The sequence below is a fragment of the Microvirga flocculans ATCC BAA-817 genome, assembly GCF_000518665.1.
Taxonomy (GTDB): Bacteria; Pseudomonadota; Alphaproteobacteria; order Rhizobiales; family Beijerinckiaceae; genus Microvirga; species Microvirga flocculans.
Map to the genome: position 1 here is coordinate 47,961 of NZ_JAEA01000011.1, position 19,922 is coordinate 67,882.

The 19,922-nt window shown below is 64.0% G+C and carries 20 protein-coding genes, 1 tRNA gene and 1 pseudogene; 1 reads left to right on the top strand and 21 read right to left on the bottom strand.

Features of this window, described 5'->3' with window-relative positions; genetic code table 11:
* Positions 1-5 precede the first annotated feature (5 nt).
* The 14 genes and pseudogenes from L879_RS0113495 to L879_RS0113560 all read right to left on the bottom strand — a co-directional run bounded on the left by L879_RS0113495 (position 6) and on the right by L879_RS0113560 (position 13,978).
* Positions 6-1,517, bottom strand: a complete 1,512-nt coding sequence (locus tag L879_RS0113495; protein WP_027316569.1) for an NADH-quinone oxidoreductase subunit M — start codon at positions 1,515-1,517, stop codon at positions 6-8.
* A complete protein-coding gene (gene nuoL, locus L879_RS0113500; protein WP_027316570.1) occupies positions 1,517-3,556 on the bottom strand; it encodes an NADH-quinone oxidoreductase subunit L in 2,040 nt (679 codons plus the stop codon). Before nuoL ends, L879_RS0113495 begins: the two co-directional genes overlap by 1 nt.
* A gap of 26 nt (positions 3,557-3,582) precedes the next feature.
* A complete protein-coding gene (nuoK, locus tag L879_RS0113505; RefSeq protein ID WP_027316571.1) occupies positions 3,583-3,891 on the bottom strand; it encodes an NADH-quinone oxidoreductase subunit NuoK in 309 nt (102 codons plus the stop codon).
* 11 nt (positions 3,892-3,902) lie between these two features.
* On the bottom strand, positions 3,903-4,517 hold the full coding sequence (locus L879_RS0113510) for an NADH-quinone oxidoreductase subunit J (RefSeq protein WP_027316572.1): 615 nt from the start codon (positions 4,515-4,517) through the stop codon (positions 3,903-3,905).
* Positions 4,518-4,656: 139 nt separating this feature from the next.
* Positions 4,657-5,145, bottom strand: coding sequence for an NADH-quinone oxidoreductase subunit NuoI (nuoI, locus tag L879_RS0113515; RefSeq protein ID WP_027316573.1), 489 nt, complete (start codon positions 5,143-5,145; stop codon positions 4,657-4,659).
* A gap of 13 nt (positions 5,146-5,158) precedes the next feature.
* Positions 5,159-6,184: an NADH-quinone oxidoreductase subunit NuoH gene (nuoH, locus tag L879_RS0113520; protein ID WP_027316574.1), complete on the bottom strand. Its 1,026-nt coding sequence runs from the start codon at positions 6,182-6,184 to the stop codon at positions 5,159-5,161.
* A gap of 12 nt (positions 6,185-6,196) precedes the next feature.
* Positions 6,197-8,275, bottom strand: a complete 2,079-nt coding sequence (gene nuoG, locus L879_RS0113525; protein ID WP_027316575.1) for an NADH-quinone oxidoreductase subunit NuoG — start codon at positions 8,273-8,275, stop codon at positions 6,197-6,199.
* A gap of 8 nt (positions 8,276-8,283) precedes the next feature.
* The gene (gene nuoF / locus L879_RS0113530) at positions 8,284-9,585 is read right to left on the bottom strand and encodes an NADH-quinone oxidoreductase subunit NuoF (RefSeq protein ID WP_027316576.1); all 1,302 of its coding nucleotides are present in this window, start codon (positions 9,583-9,585) and stop codon (positions 8,284-8,286) included.
* A gap of 30 nt (positions 9,586-9,615) precedes the next feature.
* Positions 9,616-10,491: pseudogene (gene nuoE, locus L879_RS21675) on the bottom strand (NADH-quinone oxidoreductase subunit NuoE); the annotation flags it as partial.
* A gap of 116 nt (positions 10,492-10,607) precedes the next feature.
* Positions 10,608-11,798, bottom strand: coding sequence for an NADH-quinone oxidoreductase subunit D (locus tag L879_RS0113540; protein ID WP_027316577.1), 1,191 nt, complete (start codon positions 11,796-11,798; stop codon positions 10,608-10,610).
* A gap of 20 nt (positions 11,799-11,818) precedes the next feature.
* The gene (locus L879_RS0113545) at positions 11,819-12,421 is read right to left on the bottom strand and encodes an NADH-quinone oxidoreductase subunit C (protein ID WP_051435310.1); all 603 of its coding nucleotides are present in this window, start codon (positions 12,419-12,421) and stop codon (positions 11,819-11,821) included.
* Positions 12,422-12,435: 14 nt separating this feature from the next.
* Positions 12,436-13,020: a NuoB/complex I 20 kDa subunit family protein gene (locus L879_RS0113550; RefSeq protein ID WP_027316579.1), complete on the bottom strand. Its 585-nt coding sequence runs from the start codon at positions 13,018-13,020 to the stop codon at positions 12,436-12,438.
* Positions 13,011-13,376, bottom strand: a complete 366-nt coding sequence (locus tag L879_RS0113555; protein ID WP_027316580.1) for an NADH-quinone oxidoreductase subunit A — start codon at positions 13,374-13,376, stop codon at positions 13,011-13,013. The genes L879_RS0113550 and L879_RS0113555 overlap by 10 nt, the downstream gene beginning before the upstream one ends.
* Before the next feature lie 173 nt (positions 13,377-13,549).
* On the bottom strand, positions 13,550-13,978 hold the full coding sequence (locus L879_RS0113560) for a low affinity iron permease family protein (RefSeq protein ID WP_027316581.1): 429 nt from the start codon (positions 13,976-13,978) through the stop codon (positions 13,550-13,552).
* A gap of 210 nt (positions 13,979-14,188) precedes the next feature.
* Between L879_RS0113560 and L879_RS0113565 the strand changes: the two genes are divergently transcribed.
* Positions 14,189-15,091, top strand: a complete 903-nt coding sequence (locus tag L879_RS0113565; RefSeq protein ID WP_027316582.1) for a hypothetical protein — start codon at positions 14,189-14,191, stop codon at positions 15,089-15,091.
* Between the two features lie 228 nt (positions 15,092-15,319).
* Here the strand turns inward: L879_RS0113565 and L879_RS0113570 are convergent.
* From L879_RS0113570 to L879_RS0113600, 7 genes are all read right to left on the bottom strand, one after another.
* Positions 15,320-15,396 (bottom strand) — tRNA-Asp (locus tag L879_RS0113570).
* Between the two features lie 155 nt (positions 15,397-15,551).
* Positions 15,552-16,058 (bottom strand): MerR family transcriptional regulator, encoded by a 507-nt coding sequence (locus L879_RS0113575; protein ID WP_027316583.1) that lies wholly within the window; start codon positions 16,056-16,058, stop codon positions 15,552-15,554.
* Between the two features lie 22 nt (positions 16,059-16,080).
* Positions 16,081-16,392, bottom strand: a complete 312-nt coding sequence (locus L879_RS0113580) for an integration host factor subunit alpha (RefSeq protein WP_027316584.1) — start codon at positions 16,390-16,392, stop codon at positions 16,081-16,083.
* Between the two features lie 214 nt (positions 16,393-16,606).
* Positions 16,607-17,584 carry a beta-ketoacyl-ACP synthase III gene (locus tag L879_RS0113585; RefSeq protein ID WP_027316585.1) on the bottom strand — a complete coding sequence of 326 codons (978 nt, stop codon included), beginning with the start codon at positions 17,582-17,584 and terminating at the stop codon, positions 16,607-16,609.
* Between the two features lie 86 nt (positions 17,585-17,670).
* Entirely contained in the window at positions 17,671-18,705 is a 1,035-nt protein-coding gene (gene plsX, locus L879_RS0113590) for a phosphate acyltransferase PlsX (protein ID WP_027316586.1), read from the bottom strand.
* A 143-nt stretch (positions 18,706-18,848) separates the two neighbouring features.
* Positions 18,849-19,364, bottom strand: a complete 516-nt coding sequence (locus L879_RS0113595; RefSeq protein WP_027316587.1) for a YceD family protein — start codon at positions 19,362-19,364, stop codon at positions 18,849-18,851.
* 12 nt (positions 19,365-19,376) lie between these two features.
* Entirely contained in the window at positions 19,377-19,907 is a 531-nt protein-coding gene (locus tag L879_RS0113600) for a ubiquinol-cytochrome C chaperone family protein (protein WP_027316588.1), read from the bottom strand.
* Positions 19,908-19,922 lie beyond the last annotated feature (15 nt).

Below are 19,922 nucleotides of genomic sequence, written 5' to 3' on the forward strand. Positions count from 1 at the left end.
TGACCTCAGTGTGCGGCGAGAGCTGCCGTTTTCACGGTGGTGAGCGCGGCCTCGACGCTCTTCAGGAGCGCGTCCGTCGGCGCGGCGAAGGCATCGAGGATGGGACCCGGCTGCACACCATAGTAGATGATGAGCAGAACCAGGGGCGCGAAGGTGATCATTTCGCGGCGGTTCAGGTCGGTGATGGTCTGGAGCGCCGGCTTGTCGAGGGGCCCGTAGACCACCCGCCGGTAGAGCCACAGCGCATAGGCCGCCGAAAGGATCACGCCGCTCGTGGCGAAGAACGCGACCCAGGTATTGGAGCGGAAGGCTCCCATCAGGGTCAGGAACTCGCCGATGAAGCCCGAGGTGCCCGGCAGGGCCACATTGGCCATGGTGAGGATCAGGAACACCACGGCATAGATCGGCATGCGGTTCACGAGGCCGCCATAGGCCTTGATCTCACGAGTATGCATCCGGTCGTAGATCACGCCTACGCAGAGGAAGAGAGCGCCGGAGACGAGACCGTGGGAGATCATGGTGAACATCGCACCCTGGATACCCTGCTCGTTCATGCTGAACAGGCCCATGGTCACGAAGCCCATATGCGCCACCGACGAATAGGCGATGAGCTTCTTGATGTCCTCCTGCATCAGGGCGACCAGCGAGGTGTAGACGATCGCGATGACGGAGAGGGCATAGACGAGCGGCGCGAAGTACACGGAAGCGTCCGGGAACATCGGCAGCGACACACGGATGAAGCCGTAGCCGCCCATCTTCAGAAGAACGCCCGCCAGGATCACCGAGCCCGCGGTCGGCGCTTCGACGTGGGCGTCCGGCAACCAGGTATGGACCGGCCACATGGGCATCTTCACCGCGAAGGAGGCGAAGAAGGCGAGCCATAGCCAGATCTGCAGGTTCGGCGCGAACTTGAACGCCAGGAGCGTCGGGATATCCGTGGTGCCGGCCTGCCAGTACATGGCCATGATGGCGAGCAGCATCAGAACGGAGCCGAGAAGCGTGTAGAGGAAGAACTTGAAGCTCGCATAGATGCGACGCTTCCCGCCCCAGATGCCGATGATGAGGAACATCGGAATGAGGCCCGCCTCGAAGAACAGGTAGAAGAGCACGAGATCGAGAGCGCAGAACACGCCGATCATCGTGGTTTCGAGGACGAGGAAGGCGACGAAATATTCCTTCACCCGATGCCCGATGGATTCCCACGAGGCCAGGATGCAGAACGGCATCAGGAACGTGGTGAGCAGGATGAGGGGCATCGAGAAGCCGTCGACGCCGAGCTTGAACCGGATCGTCTCGGTCAGCCAGACATGGCTCTCGACGAGCTGGAACGAGGCCGTCGCCGTATCGAACCGCGACCAGGCCACGAGCGACAGGAGGAAGGTCGCAATCGTCGTGGCAAGGGCCGCCCAGCGGGCGTTGGAGCGCGCGGCTTCGCTGTCGCCGCGCAGGCTCAGAATGAAGGCCGCCCCGACGAGAGGAAGGACGAGAAGGCCGGAGAGGATGCCGAAGCCGAACATTAGTGGGCTCCCCTGAAGAGATAGAAGGTCACGAGAGCCGCAACGCCGATCAGCATCGCGAAGGCATAGTGATAGACGTAGCCCGTCTGGACCCGCACCACGCCGCGCGTCACGTCGAGGACGCGCGCGGAGATGCCGTCGGGCCCGAGCCCGTCGATGATGCGCTGATCGCCCGTGCGCCAGAAGAAGCGCCCGATGGCCATGGCGGGCCGCACGAAGATCGCATCGTACAGCTCGTCGAAGTACCACTTGTTGAGCAGGAAGCGGTACAGGATCGGGTGATCGGCGGCGAGCTTGGCAGGCTGCTTGGCGTCGACGATGTACATGTAATAGGCGAGCGCGAAGCCGAGAGCCATCATCAAGGTCGGCAAGAGCGGCACCCAGACCGGAAGATGGTGCATCGCCTCGAGGATCTTGTTCTCAGGACGGGTGAACAGAGCCCCCTTCCAGAACTCCTCGTAGCCTTCGCCGAGGAACGCACCGTGGAAGACCGCACCGGCCACGACCGCGCCGGCGGCCAGCACGAAGAGCGGCAGCAGCATCACGAGCGGGCTTTCATGCGGCGTGTGGCCGCCATGGTGGCCATGCTCGTGCTGGGCATGCGAGGCAGCCTCGACATCCCGGCCGTGAGCGTCGTGCTCCACGCCCTCGTGATCGTGCGGTGCATGGGCATGGGCATGGTCGCCGTGTCCCCAGCGGGCGGAGCCCTCGAAGGTCATGAAGAACAGACGCCAGGAATAGAACGAAGTCATGAAGGCCGCCACGACCGTCGCCAGGAAGGCGAAGGAGCCTGCCGAGGAATGGGAGGCATAGGCCGCCTCGATGATGGCATCCTTCGAGTAATAGCCCGCCGTGAACGGGAAACCGGTCAACGCGAGCGTGCCGATCGCCATCATCGCCGTGGTGATCGGGATGTAGCGGCGCAGGGCACCCATGTGGCGCATGTCCTGCTCATGGTGCATGGCGTGAATGACCGAGCCTGCGCCCAAGAACAGCAGGGCCTTGAAGAAGGCGTGCGTGAAGAGGTGGAAAACGCCCGCGCCATAGGCCCCGACGCCGAGGGCGACGAACATGTAGCCGAGCTGCGAGCAGGTCGAATAGGCGATGACGCGTTTGATGTCGTTCTGAACCAGGCCGACGGTCGCTGCGAAGAAGGCCGTGATGCCGCCGATGACGGTGACCACCGTCAGGGCCGCCGGGGCGTATTCGAAGACCGGCGACAGGCGCGCGACCATGAACACGCCTGCGGTCACCATGGTGGCGGCGTGAATGAGGGCCGACACCGGGGTCGGGCCTTCCATCGCGTCAGGCAGCCAGGTGTGCAGCAGGAACTGGGCCGACTTGCCCATGGCGCCCATGAAGAGCAGGAGGCAGGCGATGGTCAGCGCATGCCACTCGATCCCCAGGAAATGGAACTTCGCATTCGCGAACTCGCCGACGCGCGAGAAGATCGCGTCGAACGTGACGCCGTTGAACAGGACGAAGACCGTGAAGATGCCGAGCAGGAAGCCGAAGTCGCCGACGCGGTTGACGATGAAGGCCTTCATGGCCGCCGCATTGGCGGAATCCTTCTGGTACCAGAAGCCGATCAGCAGATAGCTCGCAAGGCCCACGCCTTCCCAGCCGAAGAACATCTGGACGAGGTTGTCGGCCGTCACCAGCATGAGCATGGCGAAGGTGAAGAGCGAGAGATAGGCGAAGAAGCGCGGACGGTGCGGATCCTCGTGCATGTAGCCGATGGAATAGAGGTGCACCAGCGCCGAGACGGTGTTGACCACCACCAGCATCATGGCGGTGAGCGTGTCGATACGGAACGCCCAGTCGACCCGAAGGTCGCCGACCGACATCCACTGGGCGATCTGGACCCGGGTGGCCCCGTCGCCGAAGCCGACCTGGATGAAGGACACCCAAGAGAGGACCGCCGCCACGAACAGCAGCGCGGTCGTGACGATCTCGCTCGGCCGGGCGCCGAGGACGCGGCCGAAGAGGCCTGCGATGAGGAAGCCGACGAGCGGCAGGAAGACGATTGCGTGATACATGTGCGCTTACTTCGCCGTTTTCGGGCTTAGCCCCTCATCATGTTGACGTCCTCAACCGCGATGGAGCCGCGGTTGCGGAAGAAGACCACCAGGATGGCCAGGCCGATGGCCGCCTCCGCCGCCGCGACCGTGAGGATCAGCATGGCGAAGATCTGGCCGACGATGTCGTTCAGGTGGGTCGAGAAGGCGACCATGTTGATGTTCACGGCGAGCAGGATCAGCTCGATGGACATCAGGATGACGATCACGTTCTTCCGGTTGATGAAGATGCCGAACACCCCGAGCGTGAAGAGCACGGCGGCGACGGTGAGATAGTGGCCCAATCCGATAACCATTGCGTGCCTCCTTAGATGCCCTGGCGGAAGGGAACCTTCCGAACCTCGACCGCCGTTTCCTGCGTCCGGGCGTTCTGCTTGGAAATATCCTGCCGCCGCACGCCGACCCGCTCGCGCAGGGTCAGGACGATGGCGCCGATCATGGCGACCAGCAGGATCAGGCCGGCTGCCTGGAAGAAGTAGAAGTAGCGGGTGTAGAGCACCTGGCCGAGGGCCTCGGTATTGGTCATCACGTCGGGTGCCGGGATCGGCACGGCCGGGGATCTGACCAGGCCCGGATCGATGGCGTAGGCGCCGACCACCAGGATGAGCTCCAGCAGGAAGATCGCGCCGATCAGGCCGCCGATGGGCAGGTATTGCAGGAAGCCCTGGCGGAGCGCCGCAAAATCCACGTCGAGCATCATGACGACGAAGAGGAAGAGCACCGCGACCGCGCCCACATAGACGATGACCAGGATCATCGCCAGGAACTCCGCCCCCATCATCAGGAACAGGCCCGCCGCGTTGACGAAGGCCAGGATGAGGAACAGCACCGACTGCACGGGATTGCGGGAGGCGATCACCATGAAGCCGGAGGCGATCGTGATCGTCGCGAAAAGATAGAAGAAGGCGGCGGTAACCGTCATGCTCAACTCAAGCCGCCCAAGAGCGGCCCCTTCCGACGTGGCTCCGGAGAATCCGGCGGCCTGTCTATAAATTCCGAATCCGGAGGGGACAACCCGCCGGAACCCCTTGCCCCCTGCCCTTGCCGGGCAAACGGCGCTCTTACCGGTAGGGGGCGGTCTTGACGAGGTTCCTCGCGATTTCCCGCTCCCAGCGCTCCCCGTTCTCGAGAAGCTTGGCCTTGTCGTAATAAAGTTCCTCGCGGGTCTCCACGGAGAACTCGAAGTTCGGGCCTTCCACGATGGCGTCCACCGGGCAGGCCTCCTGGCACATGCCGCAATAGATGCACTTCACCATGTCGATGTCGTAGCGCGTGGTGCGGCGGGTGCCGTCGTTGCGGCGCGGACCGGCCTCGATGGTGATGGCCTGGGCCGGGCAGATGGCCTCGCAGAGCTTGCAGGCGATGCAGCGCTCTTCCCCGTTGGGGTAGCGGCGCAGGGCATGCTCGCCACGGAACCGGGGTCCGCGATGGCCCATTTCGAAGGGATAGTTCAGGGTCGCCTTGGGCTTGAAGAAGTACTTCACCGTCAGGATGAACCCGGCGACGAACTCCTTCAGCAGGAGCGACTGGGCAATGCGATCGAGCTGCATGTGCCGTTCTCCTTTAGCGGACGCCCGGCGCGTTGCCGGTTGCCATCAGCACGGCGGCCACGACGACGACCATGGCCAGAGACAGCGGCAGGAAGACCTTCCAGCCGAGGCGCATGAGCTGATCGTAGCGGTAGCGTGGCACCAGGGCTTTCACCATGGCGATGAGGATGAAGAGGAAGCTCGCCTTCAGGACGAACCAGATCACGCCGGGAACCCAGGTGAAGGGCGCGAACGGGATCGGGGAAAGCCAACCGCCGAGGAACAGGATCGTGCCGAGCGCGCACATGGTCATGATGGCCACGTACTCGCCGAGCATGAAGAGCAGGTACGGGGTGGAGGAATACTCCACCATGTAGCCCGCCACGAGTTCGGACTCGGCCTCCGGAAGATCGAAGGGCGGGCGGTTCGTCTCGGCGAGCGCCGAGATGAAGAACACCACGAACATCGGGAACAGCGGCAGCCAGTACCAGCCGAGAATGCCGAGGCTACTGTCCTGCGCTTCCACGATCTTCGAGAGGTTCAGGGTGCCGGCGCACATGAGCACGGTCACGATCACGAAGCCGATGGAAACCTCGTAGGACACCATCTGGGCCGCCGAGCGGAGCGCGCCGAGGAACGGATACTTCGAGTTCGAAGCCCAACCGCCCATGATGACGCCGTAGACGCCGAGCGAGGAGATCGCGAAGATGTAGAGAACGCCCACATTGATGTCGGCGATCGCCCAGCCCGCATTGAGCGGGATCACCGCCCAGGCCGCCAGAGCCAGGGTGCACATGACCAGCGGCGCCAAAAGGAACATGCCCTTGTTGGCCGGAGCCGGGATGACCGGCTCCTTCAGCACGAACTTGAGAAGGTCCGCGAAGGACTGGAGCAGGCCCCATGGGCCGACCACGTTCGGGCCGCGGCGGAGCTGGACCGCCGCCCAGACCTTGCGGTCGGCATAGAGCGCATAGGCGATGAAGATGAGCAGAGCCACGAGCATGAGCAGGCTCTTGCCCAGCATGATCGCGACTGCGAGGAGGATGTCTCCAAATTCCATGGTCCGTTCCTCTTACTCGGCCGCCTCGAGCTTCAGCTCACGGGCGAGCGCGGAGCACTCGGCCATGACGCCGGAGGCGCGGGCAATCGGGTTCGTCAGATAGAAGTCCTTCACCGGGCTCACGAAGGCCTCGCGTCCCAGGGAGCCGCCGATTCCGGACAGCGTCTGGACGGCGGCGAGGCCGTCGGCCGGCTGGACCGTCTCGATGGCGGCGAAATGCGGATGGGCCGCATAGAGCTGCGCGCGAAGAGCGTTCAGGGAGTCGAACGGCAGGCGATGTCCCAGAACGTCGGAGAGCGCGCGCAGGATCGCCCAGTCCTCGCGGGCCTCGCCCGGAGCGAAGGCGGCGCGGTTGGCCATCTGCACCCGGCCTTCCGTGTTCACGTAGGTGCCGGACTTCTCCGTGTAGGTCGCCCCCGGCAGGATCACGTCGGCGCGGTGCGCGCCGCGGTCGCCATGGGTGCCCTGGTAGATCACGAACGCCCCGGGAGCGATGTCGATCTCGTCGGCGCCGAGGTTGAACAGAACGTCCACGCCGCCCTGCGCCATCGACCGGGCGTCGAGGCCCCACTCGCCCGGCACGAGGCCGAGATCGAGGGCGCCCACGCGGGAGGCCGCCGTGTGCAGGACCGAGAAGCCGTTCCAGCCGTCCTTCACCGCTCCGACGTCGCGGGCGAGCTGCGCCACGGTCGAGAGAACGGCGAGACCGTCGGGACGGGAGAGAGCGCCCTGCCCCACGATGATCAGCGGGCGCTCGGCGCTCCGCAGCTTCTCGATGAAGCTGTGGCGGCCGGCGACGAGTTCCGCAAGCGTCTCCGGACCGGCCCCGAGGTAGTCATAGGGATAGGTCAGGTCGGCCTGCTCGCCGATCAGGGCGATGGGCGGAGGCGCCATGCGCCAGCGCTTGCGGATGCGCACGTTGACGAGCGAAGCCTCGATGCGCGGGTTCGAGCCCACGATGAGGATCGCATCCGCATCCTCGATGCCGGCGATGGTGGTGTTGAAGAGGTAGGAGCCGCGGCCATAGGCCGGCGACAGCACCGTGCCGTCCTGGCGGGCGTCGATGTTGCTGACGCCGAGGCTCGCCATGAGGAGCTTCAGGGCGTACATCTCCTCCACCGCGGCAAGATCGCCGACGATGGCGCCGATGCGCTTCGGATCCGTGCCCTTCACCTTGGCGGCAATGGCGGCGAAAGCCTCCTGCCAGGACGCCGGGCGAAGACGGCCGTTTTCCCGCACGAAGGGACGGTCGAGGCGCTGCAGGCGTAGGCCGTCCACGATCTGGCGTGTCTTGTCGGTGATCCATTCCTCGTTCACCGCCTCGTTCACGCGCGGCAGGATGCGCATGACCTCGCGGCCGCGGGAATCCACGCGGATCGAGGAGCCGACCGCGTCCATCACGTCGACGGAATCGGTCTTGGTGAGCTCCCAGGGACGGAAATGGAAGGCTTCCGGCTTGTGGGTGAGCGCGCCGACCGGGCAGAGATCCGCCACGTTCGCCTGCAGCTCGGAGCCGAGCGCCTTCTCGAGATAGCTCGTGATCTCCATGTCCTCGCCGCGCCAGATCGCGCCGAGATCCGGCACGCCGGCCACCTCGGCGGTGAAGCGAACGCAGCGGGTGCAGTGGATGCACCGGTTCATGGAGGTCCGCACGAGCGGGCCGAGATACTTGTCGGTGACCGCGCGCTTGTTCTCGTGGAAGCGGCTGGTGTCGACGCCGTAGGCCATCGCCTGGTCCTGCAGGTCGCACTGGCCGCCCTGGTCGCAGATCGGGCAGTCGAGCGGGTGGTTGATGAGGAGGAACTCCATCACCCCTTCCCGCGCCTTCTTCACGGTCGGCGACTTGGTGGAAATTTCCGGCGGCTCGCCATTCGGGCCCGGGCGGCAGTCGCGCACGCCCCAGGCGCAGGACGCCACCGGCTTCGGCGCGCCCTTCACCTCGACGAGGCACATACGGCAATTGCCGGCGATGGAGAGCCGCTCGTGGAAGCAGAAGCGCGGAATTTCCGCACCGGCCGCCTCTGCAGCCTGGAGCAGCGTGTATTCGGCGGGGACGTCGACCTCGACGCCATCAACGATGATTTTAGCCATCTTCACTCTCACTCCGCCGCAATCAGGACGGATTCGGAATGCGGGTTCGCCGCGTAGTCGTCGATCCGCTTCTCGATCTCGTGACGGAAGTGGCGGATCAGACCCTGGACCGGCCAGGCCGCCGCGTCGCCGAGCGCGCAGATGGTGTGGCCTTCGATCTGGGTCGAGACTTCGAGCAGCATGTCGATCTCGCGCTTCTGGGCGCGGCCCTCGGCCATGCGGTTGAGGACGCGCCACATCCAGCCCGTGCCTTCGCGGCACGGCGTGCACTGGCCGCAGCTCTCGTGCTTGTAGAAGTACGAGATGCGGGCGATGGCGCGCACGATGTCGGTGGACTTGTCCATGACGATCACCGCAGCGGTTCCGAGACCGGAGCGCAGGCCGCGCAGGGTGTCGAAATCCATGGGCGCGTCGATGATCTGGTCGGCGGGTACGACCGGAACGGACGAGCCGCCGGGGATCACGGCGAGCAGGTTGTCCCAACCGCCGCGAATGCCACCGCAATGGCGGTCGATCAGCTCGCGGAAGGTCAGACCCATAGCCTCTTCCACGTTGCAGGGCTTGTTCACGTGGCCCGACACGCAGAAGAGCTTGGTGCCCACGTTGTTCGGGCGGCCGATGCCGGCGAACCAGGAGGCGCCGCGCCGCAGGATCGTGCCCGCGACCGCGATCGACTCCACGTTGTTCACCGTGGTCGGGCAGCCGTAGAGGCCCATATTGGCCGGGAACGGCGGCTTCAGGCGCGGCATGCCCTTCTTGCCCTCGAGGCTCTCGATGAGCGCCGTCTCCTCGCCGCAGATGTAAGCGCCTGCGCCGTGATGGACATAGAGGTCGAAGGGATAGCCGTGGATATTGTCCTTGCCGATCAGCTTCGCGGCATAGGCCTCGTCGACGGCCCGCTGGAGAGCATGGCGCTCCCCGACATACTCGCCGCGGATATAGATGTAGGCCGCATGCGCGCCCATGGCGAAGGACGCGATGAGGCAGCCCTCGATGAGAAGATGCGGATCGTTCCGCATGATCTCGCGGTCCTTGCAGGTGCCGGGCTCCGACTCGTCGGCATTGACGACGAGATAATGCGGACGCCCGTCCGATGCCTTCGGCATGAACGACCATTTCAGGCCCGTGGGGAAGCCCGCGCCGCCGCGACCGCGCAGACCCGAGGCCTTCATCTCGTCGATGATCCAGTCGCGGCCCTTCTCCAGGAGGAACTTGGTTCCGTCCCAGGCGCCGCGCATCTTCGCGGCTTCGAGGCCCGGCGAGTGGAAGCCGTAGAGATTGGTGAAGATACGATCCTTATCCTGAAGCATCTCGGTTCACTCCCTTCAGGACGACTTGTTGTCTTTGCCCGCAGCCGGATCGACGGCGGTCGCTTTCGAGGCGTCCGCAGCCTCCTTGCGCTCTTCGGCCTTGATCGGAGCCTCGCCTTCCTTGGCGCGCTTGGCCGGGGTGTCGGCGGCATCGCTCTCGGTGGCCCGGCCAGCCTCGGGTTTTGCGGCCTTGGCCTGCTGAGGAAGGGAGGCGGCGGCAGCGGCGGGCTCTCCCGTCGAGGCAGGCTGCGCCTGCTCCTCGAAGCGCTTGCGCCAGGCACCGATCTGCGAGCCGTCGTAGAGCGACGGATCCTGCAGCGTGTTCACGGCCTCATGCGGCTCGGAGCGGTTGCGGCCGATCTGCGAGCCCGTCGTCACCGGACGGCCGGCGGCGAGATCGTCGAGCAGCTTCTCGAAATTCTCCGGCGTCAGATCCTCGTAGTAATCGTCGTTGATCTGCACCATCGGCGCGTTGCAGCACGCACCCAGGCACTCGACTTCGAGCCAGGAGAACGTGCCGTCGGCGGTCACGTGGTTCTGCTCGCCGATGCGCTTCTCCAAGACCTTCTTGATGTCGCCCGCGCCGCGCAGCACGCAAGGCGTGGTGCCGCAGAACTGGATGAAGTATTTTCCAACCGGCTCGAGGTTGAACATCGTGTAGAAGGTCGCCACCTCCATGACACGGATGACCGGCATGCCGAGCTTGGCGGCCACGGCCTCGATGGCCTTGCGCGGAAGCCAGCCGCCAGCCTGTTCCTGAGCTTTCGTCAGGAGGGCGATGACGGCCGACGCCTGACGGCCCGGCGGATACTTGGCGATTTCCTTGTCCGCAAAAGCCTCGGTCTCCGGAGAGAGAACGAAGCTCTCGGGCTGCATGTCTTCAGGCGCGAGCTTACGAACGGCCATACACTCTTCTCCTCATCGCCATGGCCGGGTTTGAGGCCCGGCCATCCACGACTTGATCTCTCCATCACGCTCTCAGAAGCGTGCGACCGGGCTCGGCAGCGAGTCCGGTTGATGACTTACCGGTCGACCTCGCCGAACACGATGTCGATGGAACCCAGAACGCTGGCCACGTCGGCCAGCATGTGGCCGCGGCACATGAAATCCATGCCCTGCAGGTGAGCAAAACCCGGAGCGCGGATCTTGCACCGATAGGGCTTGTTCGTGCCGTCGGACACGAGATAGACGCCGAACTCGCCCTTCGGAGCCTCCACGGCGGCATAGACCTCGCCGGCGGGGACGTGGAAACCTTCCGTGTAGAGCTTGAAATGATGGATCAGCGCCTCCATGGAGCGCTTCATATCCTTGCGCGACGGCGGCGAGACCTTGCCGTCGAGCGTCGTCACGGGCCCCTTCCCGTCCGGGGCGCGCAGCTTGTTCAGGCACTGGCGCATGATCCGGACGCTCTGCCGCATCTCCTCCATGCGGATGACCTGGCGGTCGTAGTTGTCGCCGTTCTTGCCGACGGGGATGTCGAACTCCATCTCCTCGTAGCACTCGTAGGGCTGCGCCTTGCGCAGGTCCCACGCAACACCGCAGCTGCGAACGACCGCACCGGTGAAGCCCCACTTCCAGCAATCGTCCAGCGTGATCGTGCCGATATCGACGTTACGCTGCTTGAAGATGCGGTTGCCGATGACGAGCTTGTCGAGATCGTCCAGCACCTGCAGGAACGGATCGCAGAACGCCTCGATGTCGTCGATCAGTTCGGGCTGAATGTCCATGCTCACGCCGCCCGGCCGGAAATAGTTCGCGTGCATGCGCGAGCCGGAGATGCGCTCGTAGAAGATCATCAGCTTCTCGCGCTCCTCGAAGCCCCACAGGGGCGGCGTGAGCGCGCCGACGTCCATGGCCTGCGTAGTCACGTTGAGGAGGTGGGAGAGAAGGCGGCCGATCTCGGAGAAGAGAACGCGGATCAGCTGGGCGCGCCGGGGCACCTCGATGCCGAGGAGCTTTTCGGTGGCTAGGCAGAAGGCGTGCTCCTGGTTCATCGGCGCGACATAGTCGAGCCGGTCGAAATAGGGATTGGCCTGAACGTAGGTCTTGTACTCGATCAGCTTCTCGGTGCCGCGATGCAGGAGGCCGATATGCGGATCGACGCGCTCGACGATTTCGCCATCGAGTTCCAGCACGAGACGCAGCACGCCGTGCGCGGCGGGATGCTGCGGGCCGAAATTGATCGTGAAGTTGCGGATATTATGCTCGCCCATGGGTCGCCCTTTCCGCTCCTTTAAGCCTTGGCCTTCTCATCGCCGGGCAGCACGTAATCCGTGCCCTCCCAGGGCGAGAGGAAATCGAAGTTGCGGAATTCCTGGTTGAGCTTCACCGGCTCATAGACCACGCGGCCCTGGCCGTTGTCGTAACGGACCTCCACATAGCCCGTGAGCGGGAAGTCCTTGCGCAGGGGATGACCCTCGAAGCCGTAATCGGTGAGGAGCCGGCGCAGGTCCGGATGGCCCGAGAACAGGATGCCGTAAAGGTCGTAGGCCTCCCGCTCGAACCAGTTCGCCGCCGGGAACAGGCCCACCAGAGAAGGAACGGGCGTCACCTCGTCCGTTTGCACCTTCACCCGGATGCGGCGGTTATGGTGCGGCGCCAGGAAGTGGTAGACCACATCGAAGCGCTTCTCGCGGGCGGGATAGTCAGCGCCGCAGATGTCGATGAAGCAGACGAAGCGGCACTGCGGGTCGTCCCGCAGGAACGTCACCACCCGCACGATATCCTCGCGGCGGGCGACGACGGTGAGTTCGCCATAGGCAATGGCCCGGTCCTCGATCGCCTCCCCGAGGGACGAGGCGATGTGATCGCTCAGGGCTTGGAGCTCAGCACTCATGCGACGACCTTTGCTCAGCGCTCGATAGTACCGGTGCGGCGGATCTTCTTCTGCAGAAGGAGCACGCCGTAGAGGAGTGCCTCAGCCGTGGGCGGACAACCCGGAACGTAGATATCGACCGGCACGATGCGGTCGCAGCCACGAACCACGGAATAGGAATAGTGGTAATAGCCCCCGCCATTGGCACAGGAGCCCATGGAGATGACGTAGCGCGGCTCCGGCATCTGGTCGTAGACCTTGCGCAGGGCGGGAGCCATCTTGTTGGTCAGCGTGCCGGCCACGATCATGACATCCGACTGGCGCGGCGAGGCGCGGGGCGCGAACCCGAAGCGCTCCACGTCGTAGCGCGGCATGGACATCTGCATCATCTCGACGGCGCAGCAGGCCAGACCGAAGGTCATCCACATGAGCGAGCCGGTGCGCGCCCAGGTGATGAGGTCCTCGGTGGAGGTGACGAGGAATCCCTTGTCGGACAACTCCTCGTTGATGGAGACGAAATAGGGGTCCGTCGCGCCGACCGGCTTTCCGGTGTTCGGGTCGATGATGCCGCGGGGCGCGGGAGCGACCAGGGTCGATTGGTTATCGGAGATCAATCCCATTCGAGGGCCCCCTTCTTCCACTCGTAGATGAAGCCGACCGTCAGGACTCCAAGGAAGATCATCATGGAGAAGAAGCCGAACCAGCCAAGATTCCCGAACGTAATGGCCCAGGGAAACAGGAACGCGACCTCGAGGTCGAAGATGATGAACAGAATGGCGACGAGATAGAACCGCACGTCGAACTTCATGCGGGCGTCGTCGAAAGCGTTGAAGCCGCACTCATAGGCGGACAGCTTCTCGCTGTCCGGACGGCTGTAGGCGACGATGAACGGCGCCACGAGCAGCGCCACTCCGATCAGGAGGGACACGCCGATGAAGATTACGAGAGGCAGGTAGTCGGCGAGGAGATTCGTCATACGACACCTAGAAGGAACTGAGCTCGGCTCGAAGCCGGCAATCTGAACCGCATTTAAGCCTCAGAAAGGCCTGAGAAAGGCCCCTGCGACAACACGCTGATTGCGCGGGAGGCTTAGCCGAGTTCCCCTTCCCTGACAAGTGTTTGCACTGCCGCAAAAAGAACCATTCCAAACTAGGATGTGGCCTTTTCGGCCGCGACGGCCGCCTTTTTATTGGCAGCGGCCTCCGCCCTGCCCGCCGCCGTCTCCGCTTTGGCCTTGGCCTCGCATCGGGCGCGAATCTCGTCGAGCTCCTCCTGGGTCAAATGTTCGATACCGATGAAGACGTTCTGGGCGGCGCTGGCCCGGATCAGCTCGTCCAGCTTGGCCTGGATCGCCGCCCCGTCCCGATTCTGGGTGTTCTGGATCAGGAAGACCATGAGGAAGGTCACGATGGTGGTCCCGGTATTCACGACGAGCTGCCAGGTATCGGAAAACCCGAAGAACGGACCGCTGAGAGCCCAGACAAGGATCACCGCCAGGCACAGCCCGAAGGTGACGGGACGGCCCGTGACCTGGGCTACCCAATTGGAAAAGCTCGTAAAAACCTTCGATATCAACATGACGATGCAACCTCGCACACCTGCAGATAACGCCCAGCTCGCAAAAAAGGCTTCATTCGGCCCTTGGTCAGGGAAGTTCGCTCAAAGGCCCGCCGTCATGGAAAAGTCATCGGGGCGCAGGGTGTCCGGCTTCATCGATTACGTTCGGGGGGATAGCCCACCCTGAGAAGAAAGGTTATATACTGTCTCTTCTTTACTTAACGGAACCCCATGAGACAGTCTTCCTTTTCCGCCGCCAGCTTCGGTCTCGCCCTCCTTGCCTCCATGGGGGCTTCGGCCCAGGAATCGAGCCCCGACCTTTACCCCAACGCTCCCAAAGGCCGCCTGACCCTGACGATCGAACTGCAGGGCAGTGGGCGTAAGGATCTCCCGAACAAGGTCGAGTGGTATCGCCTCGTCGCGTCCCGCAAGCTTGAGCTGGAATTCGCCATGGTCGTCCCGACCAAGGCAACGGTTCCTTTCGTCAAGGTCGGCGGGATCGACAAGGAGAACGCGCCCATGCCGGCAGGAATGGCGGCCATCGGCGAGGCTCTCAAGGTTTGCAAAGGCGACGAAGCCTGCCAGCGGCAGACCATGATGGCCATCGGACAGAAGATGATGGCCAACCCACAAGCCATGGGCGGGATGAAACAGGACGATACCCGCTTCGAGAACTGGCTCTCCGCACGGAATGACGCATGTGCGAAAGGCACGCTTCTCGCGGAGGATACGGGAGACGGCGTGATCATCGACCCGCCCGCCCCTGCCAAGCCATACAGCTTCAGGCGCAAGGGCCGCCTCGACCTTCCCAGCCAGGACCGGGCCATAATGGATAAGGCATGCGAGGTAGAGATGTCCGTGGACAGGCAGACCGGCCTGCTGAGCCTGCGTCTGCAGGGCTTCGGTCTCCCGGTCCCGGTTCAAATGACCGGCGCGAACTTCGCCCCCGTCAAATCGGTGACGTTTCTGGAAGGCAGGCCCAAGATCGAGGTGCTGGACCAGAAGATCGATCCGAAGGCGAATGCCTGGAGCGGGCAGGCCACCCTTGAGAAGGCCGGCAGCGTGTCTCACAATTCCGGGCAGACCGTCGCGCCTATGAGCGGCACCCTGTCGTGGCGCTTCGTGCGCGACTGAGCGCTTTCCAGAGCCGGTTCCACTGACGTGGAACCGGCTCTTGTCCTTGCCATGCCGCACTTCTGAACGACGAACCGGATCCACTTCGCCGAAAATGCTCTACCGACGGGATCTCGCCCCGATACCGGTCGCGGGACGGGAATGAGCAGGCGGCATCCCAGCGTCTCGGACTTCAGTGTCGAATTTCGATTTTCGTGAGAAGGTCAGAGCTTTGAAGCTTCTGTGAAGTGGCGCGGGCGACGGGGCTCGAACCCGCGACCTCCGGCGTGACAGGCCGGCACTCTAACCGACTGAGCTACGCCCGCGCATGTGACCGCCGAAGCGGTGTGGGTGCGGTTTAAGGGCGCCCCTTCCCCCTGTCAAGGGTTCAGTGCGCTCATTTTCGAGTGCCTGCAAGAAACCTGAGCGACCCGACCCGTTCGGGAACTCCGCGCCCGGGAGACCGCGCGCTCCGAGGGGATCAATCGCCCGGTGGCGTCTCTACCGGACTCCTGAGAGAGACCAGCACCCGGTCACACTCACGAAGCTCTTCGAGCGCCTGCCGCAGGCTGTGGAGCGCCGCTTCCGACAGCCCCCCTTGAAGGGGCGCGATGTCGGTGTCGTCATCCTCGGCAAAGGCGGGAGCATAGGTCGCTTCGGTCTCGACCTCGCCTGGAGCCTCGCGATCGGCAGATCGCTGGGGCGCAACGCTCTGCTCGCCCCGCCCCACCGCTTGGACGAAGCGAACCCCTTCCTCTTTCAGGATCCGCTGGACGCCCCTGATCGTGTAGCCTTCCCCGTAGAGCAGATGGCGGATGCCCTTGAGGAGGTCGACGTCGTCGGGCCGATAATAGCGGCGTCCGCCGCCGCGCTTGAGCGGCTTGATATGGTTGAAGCGGGTTTCCCAGAAACGCAGCACATGCTGCGGAACATCGAGGTCCTCGGCGACCTCGCTGATGGTGCGAAACGCGTCGGGGCTCTTGTCCATGGCGCCGCTCGCCATAACCGGCTCAATCCTCGCCTTCGAAGGTCTCGCCGTTGATATGGGCCTTCAGGACGTTCGAGGGTTTGAAAACCATGACCCGGCGCGGGTCGATGGGCACCTCGACCCCGGTCTTGGGGTTGCGTCCGATGCGCTCGCCCTTGCTGCGCACGATGAACGAGCCGAAGGAGGACAGCTTCACGGTCTCACCGGCGGCCAGACTGTCGCAGATCTCGGCCAGGACCCGCTCCACGAGCTCGGCCGATTCGGTCCTGGACAGGCCGACCTTCTGGTAAACCGCCTCGCTCAGATCCGCTCTCGTTATCGTCTTGCCAGCCATTGAGCTCCCCAGCGCATTCGAGATCGTTGGTTGTATCGTCCGTGACGACGCTATGCAGATGGCTCCCTACGGTCAACCGCCAAGGTGCCACCTGTTACCACTGGAGTCGATTCCCGCGGCGGCGAATCGACCCATGTCTTTGGCATGCCGCAGTTTTTAGCGGCGAACCGGTTCGGTTCGCCCAAAACGCCCCAAAGTTCAATTGCCCTAAAACCTACCAGCGGATCAAGGCGCTTCCCCAGGTGAAGCCGCCGCCGATAGCCTCGATCATGACGAGGTCTCCGTCCTTGATCCGGCCGTCCTTGCGGGCGACGTCGAGCGCCAGCGGAATGGAGGCCGCCGAGGTATTCCCGTGCCGGTTGACGGTGATGACGACCTTGTCCTGCGCAATGCCGAGCTTGTCGGCGCTCGCCGTGATGATGCGCTTGTTGGCCTGATGCGGGACGAACCAGTTCAGTTCCTCCGGGCTCGTGCCGGTGGCCTTGAAGGCGTCCTGGACCACGTCCGCCACCATGCCGACGGCGAACTTGAAGACCTCGCGCCCCTCCATTTTCAGGACGCCCGTGGTCTTCGTGGAACCCGGGCCGCCGTCCACATACAGCTTGTCCCGGTAGCGCCCGTCGGAACGGAGGTGCGACGTCAGGACGCCGCGGTCGGCGGACGTCCCCTCACCCTCCTGGGCCTCCAGCACGATGGCGCCGGCCCCGTCTCCGAAAAGCACGCAGGTGGTTCGGTCGTTCCAGTCGAGAATTCGCGAGAAGGTCTCGGCCCCGACAACCAGGGCTCGCTTGTGCGAGCCGGATTGCAGGAACTTGTCCGCCGTGGCCACGGCATAGACGAAGCCCGTGCAGACGGCCTGCAGGTCGAAGGCCGCCCCATGGGTCATCCCGAGCCCGCTCTGGATCATCGTCGCCGTCGACGGGAAGGTATAGTCCGGCGTCGAGGTCGCGCAGATGATGAGGTCGATATCGTCGGCCGTCAGGCCGGCATCGGCCAGGGCAGCCTCGGCCGCCTTGATGCCGAGAACCGACGTGGTCTCATCCTCGTCGGCGATGTAGCGCTGCTCGATGCCGGTGCGCTGCACGATCCAGTCGTGCGAGGTGTCCACCAGCTTCTCGAGCTCCTGGTTCGTCAGCCTGCGCCTTGGCAGATAGGAGCCGATGCCGCGGACGATGGAACGGATGCGTTTCAAGATGCGCCTTCCTACAGCACGATCCGGTTGGGCGATCCCACCCGGAAACCACGCTATTATCGATATGTTGGGAGCACTCTCATGCTCTAGACTGTCTGGTCGAGCGGATCATGCTCCAGCATGCTCCGAATGGTGTTCATCAGCTCAAAATGGGCCATGTCGTAGGCGACATCGATCGCGCTGGCGAAGCCGAGATCGTCGGTTCCGCCATGGCTTTTCACGACGACCCCCTCAAGGCCCAGGAAGACGCCGCCATTCACCTTGCGCGGGTCCATCTTGTCCCTGAGGGCGTTAAAAGCCTGTTTCGCGAACAGGTAACCGATCTTCGCCATCAGGGTCCGGCTCATGGCGGAACGCAGATACTGCCCGATCTGCTTGGCGGTGCCCTCGGCGGTCTTCAAGGCGATATTGCCTGCGAAGCCCTCGGTCACGACCACATCGACGGTGCCTTTGCCGATATCGTCCCCTTCGACGAAGCCGCGATAATCCAGGTGAGGCAGCTTGGCCTCCTTGAGAATCCGGCTGGCCTCCTTGACCGCCTCGATCCCCTTGATCTCCTCCGTTCCGACATTGAGCAGGCCGACCGTCGGCCGCTCCAGGTCGAACACGATGCGCGCCATGGCCGCGCCCATGATGGCCATGTCGACGAGGTGTCCGGCATCGGCGCCGATGGTCGCACCGACGTCCAGCACGATGCTCTCGCCCCGCATGGTGGGCCACATGGCGGCGATGGCGGGACGCTCGATATGGGCCATGGTCTTGAGGCAGACCTTCGCCGTGGCCATCAGAGCCCCCGTATTGCCGGCCGAGACCGCCGCATCCGCCTCCCCGTCCCGAACGGCCTGCACGGCACGCCACATGGATGACTTGCCCCGGCCCATCCGGATGGCCTGGCTGGGCTTCTCGTCCATGGCGATCGCCATGTCGGTGTGACGGAGTTCGACCGCCTCCTTCAGCCTGGGATGAGCGTTGAGGAGAGGCATCACAACCGATTCGTTGCCGAACATCAGGAAGCGAATGTCGGGATGGCGCTCCAAGGCCAAGGCTGCGCCCGGGATCACGACGGAGGGTCCATGATCGCCCCCCATCGCATCAAGCGAAATACGCACCGGCTTCGGCATGAACGATTGTTCTTTCTTTTAAGTCATTCAACAGGGGGCGGAAAATACCGGTTTGCAATGGGTCCGCAACTGAATTCTGTAAACGATGAGACGGCGAACCGGGGCTTGAATATGGGCCTGGGAGGCGCCGTCCGCTCCCCTTTCTACTTGCTCTCCTTCAGCTTGCTCAAGGCCGCGAAGGGGGAATCCTTCCCGTCCGAAGCGTCCTGGAAGCTGAAATCCACCCCCGGCTTGCGGGGATACGGATCGAGCCCGAGAGCCAGGAACTCGGCAGTCAAGGCTCCGAGGTCGATCTGGCCGTTCACGATCTCGTCCGGCGGCTCGTACTCGTTGATATCGGTCGGCGGCTCCGCCGGCATGCCGGACGGCTCGGCGAAGTCCACCTCGACCTCTTCCTCGAGGGTGGAATCGAAGGAATCCAGGGTCATGACGCAGACCTGTGTGATCGCGGCCTTGACCGTGCCGGTCACTTGGATGCCCTTGGCGGAAGTCTTCAGATGGTAATCGCCCGTCAGCGATTGGATCCCTGGCAGGCCGAAATCCCGGGCGAGCGCCGCGCATTCCTCGGCCGTCGCTTCAACCCGGACGTCCTGGCCCCGGGGAGGGATTCTCATGACGTCGACCAGCCGCGACAAGGGGCCCACGGTATCGGGTGTCATCGGATATCCTCCTCAGGCAAAGGCTTCGGGCTGCGGAAAAACGGGTCCCGTCCCCAGAAGCGTATCGAGATCCAGCGTCTTGAGCCCCCGATCGGCTGCAAGGGCATAACGCGCAAGGCCAATGGCCGGTGCCTCGCTGCCATAGACGTTGCGGCCGAGGGCGGCGGCAAGGGCCGCCTCATCGCCCGTGTCGAGCGGACCGTCATAGGCCTGAGCCCGGCCATAGAAGGACTCGGCGATCTTTTTCATGCGCTTCGGCACCACAGTGTCGCCGACGCCCATCTCCCGCAACGAAGCGTCCATGTCGCGGAAGAAGGCATCGGTCAGGTCCTTGGCCACCTCCTCGGCGGGCGCGGGCAGCGTCCGCAATTCCCTCAGAGCCAAGATCATGTGCAAGGACAGGGCTTCGAAACGCCCTTCGACGGTATCGGGGATATGAAGCGCCGCATAGAGCCCGGGAACGCGCGAAGCCGTCGCGATTCTCGCGTAGAGAGCCGCGATCGTCGTGCGTCGTGGATCCTTGCGGAAGAGACTGAAGATCACTGCCTTGCCCTTCCA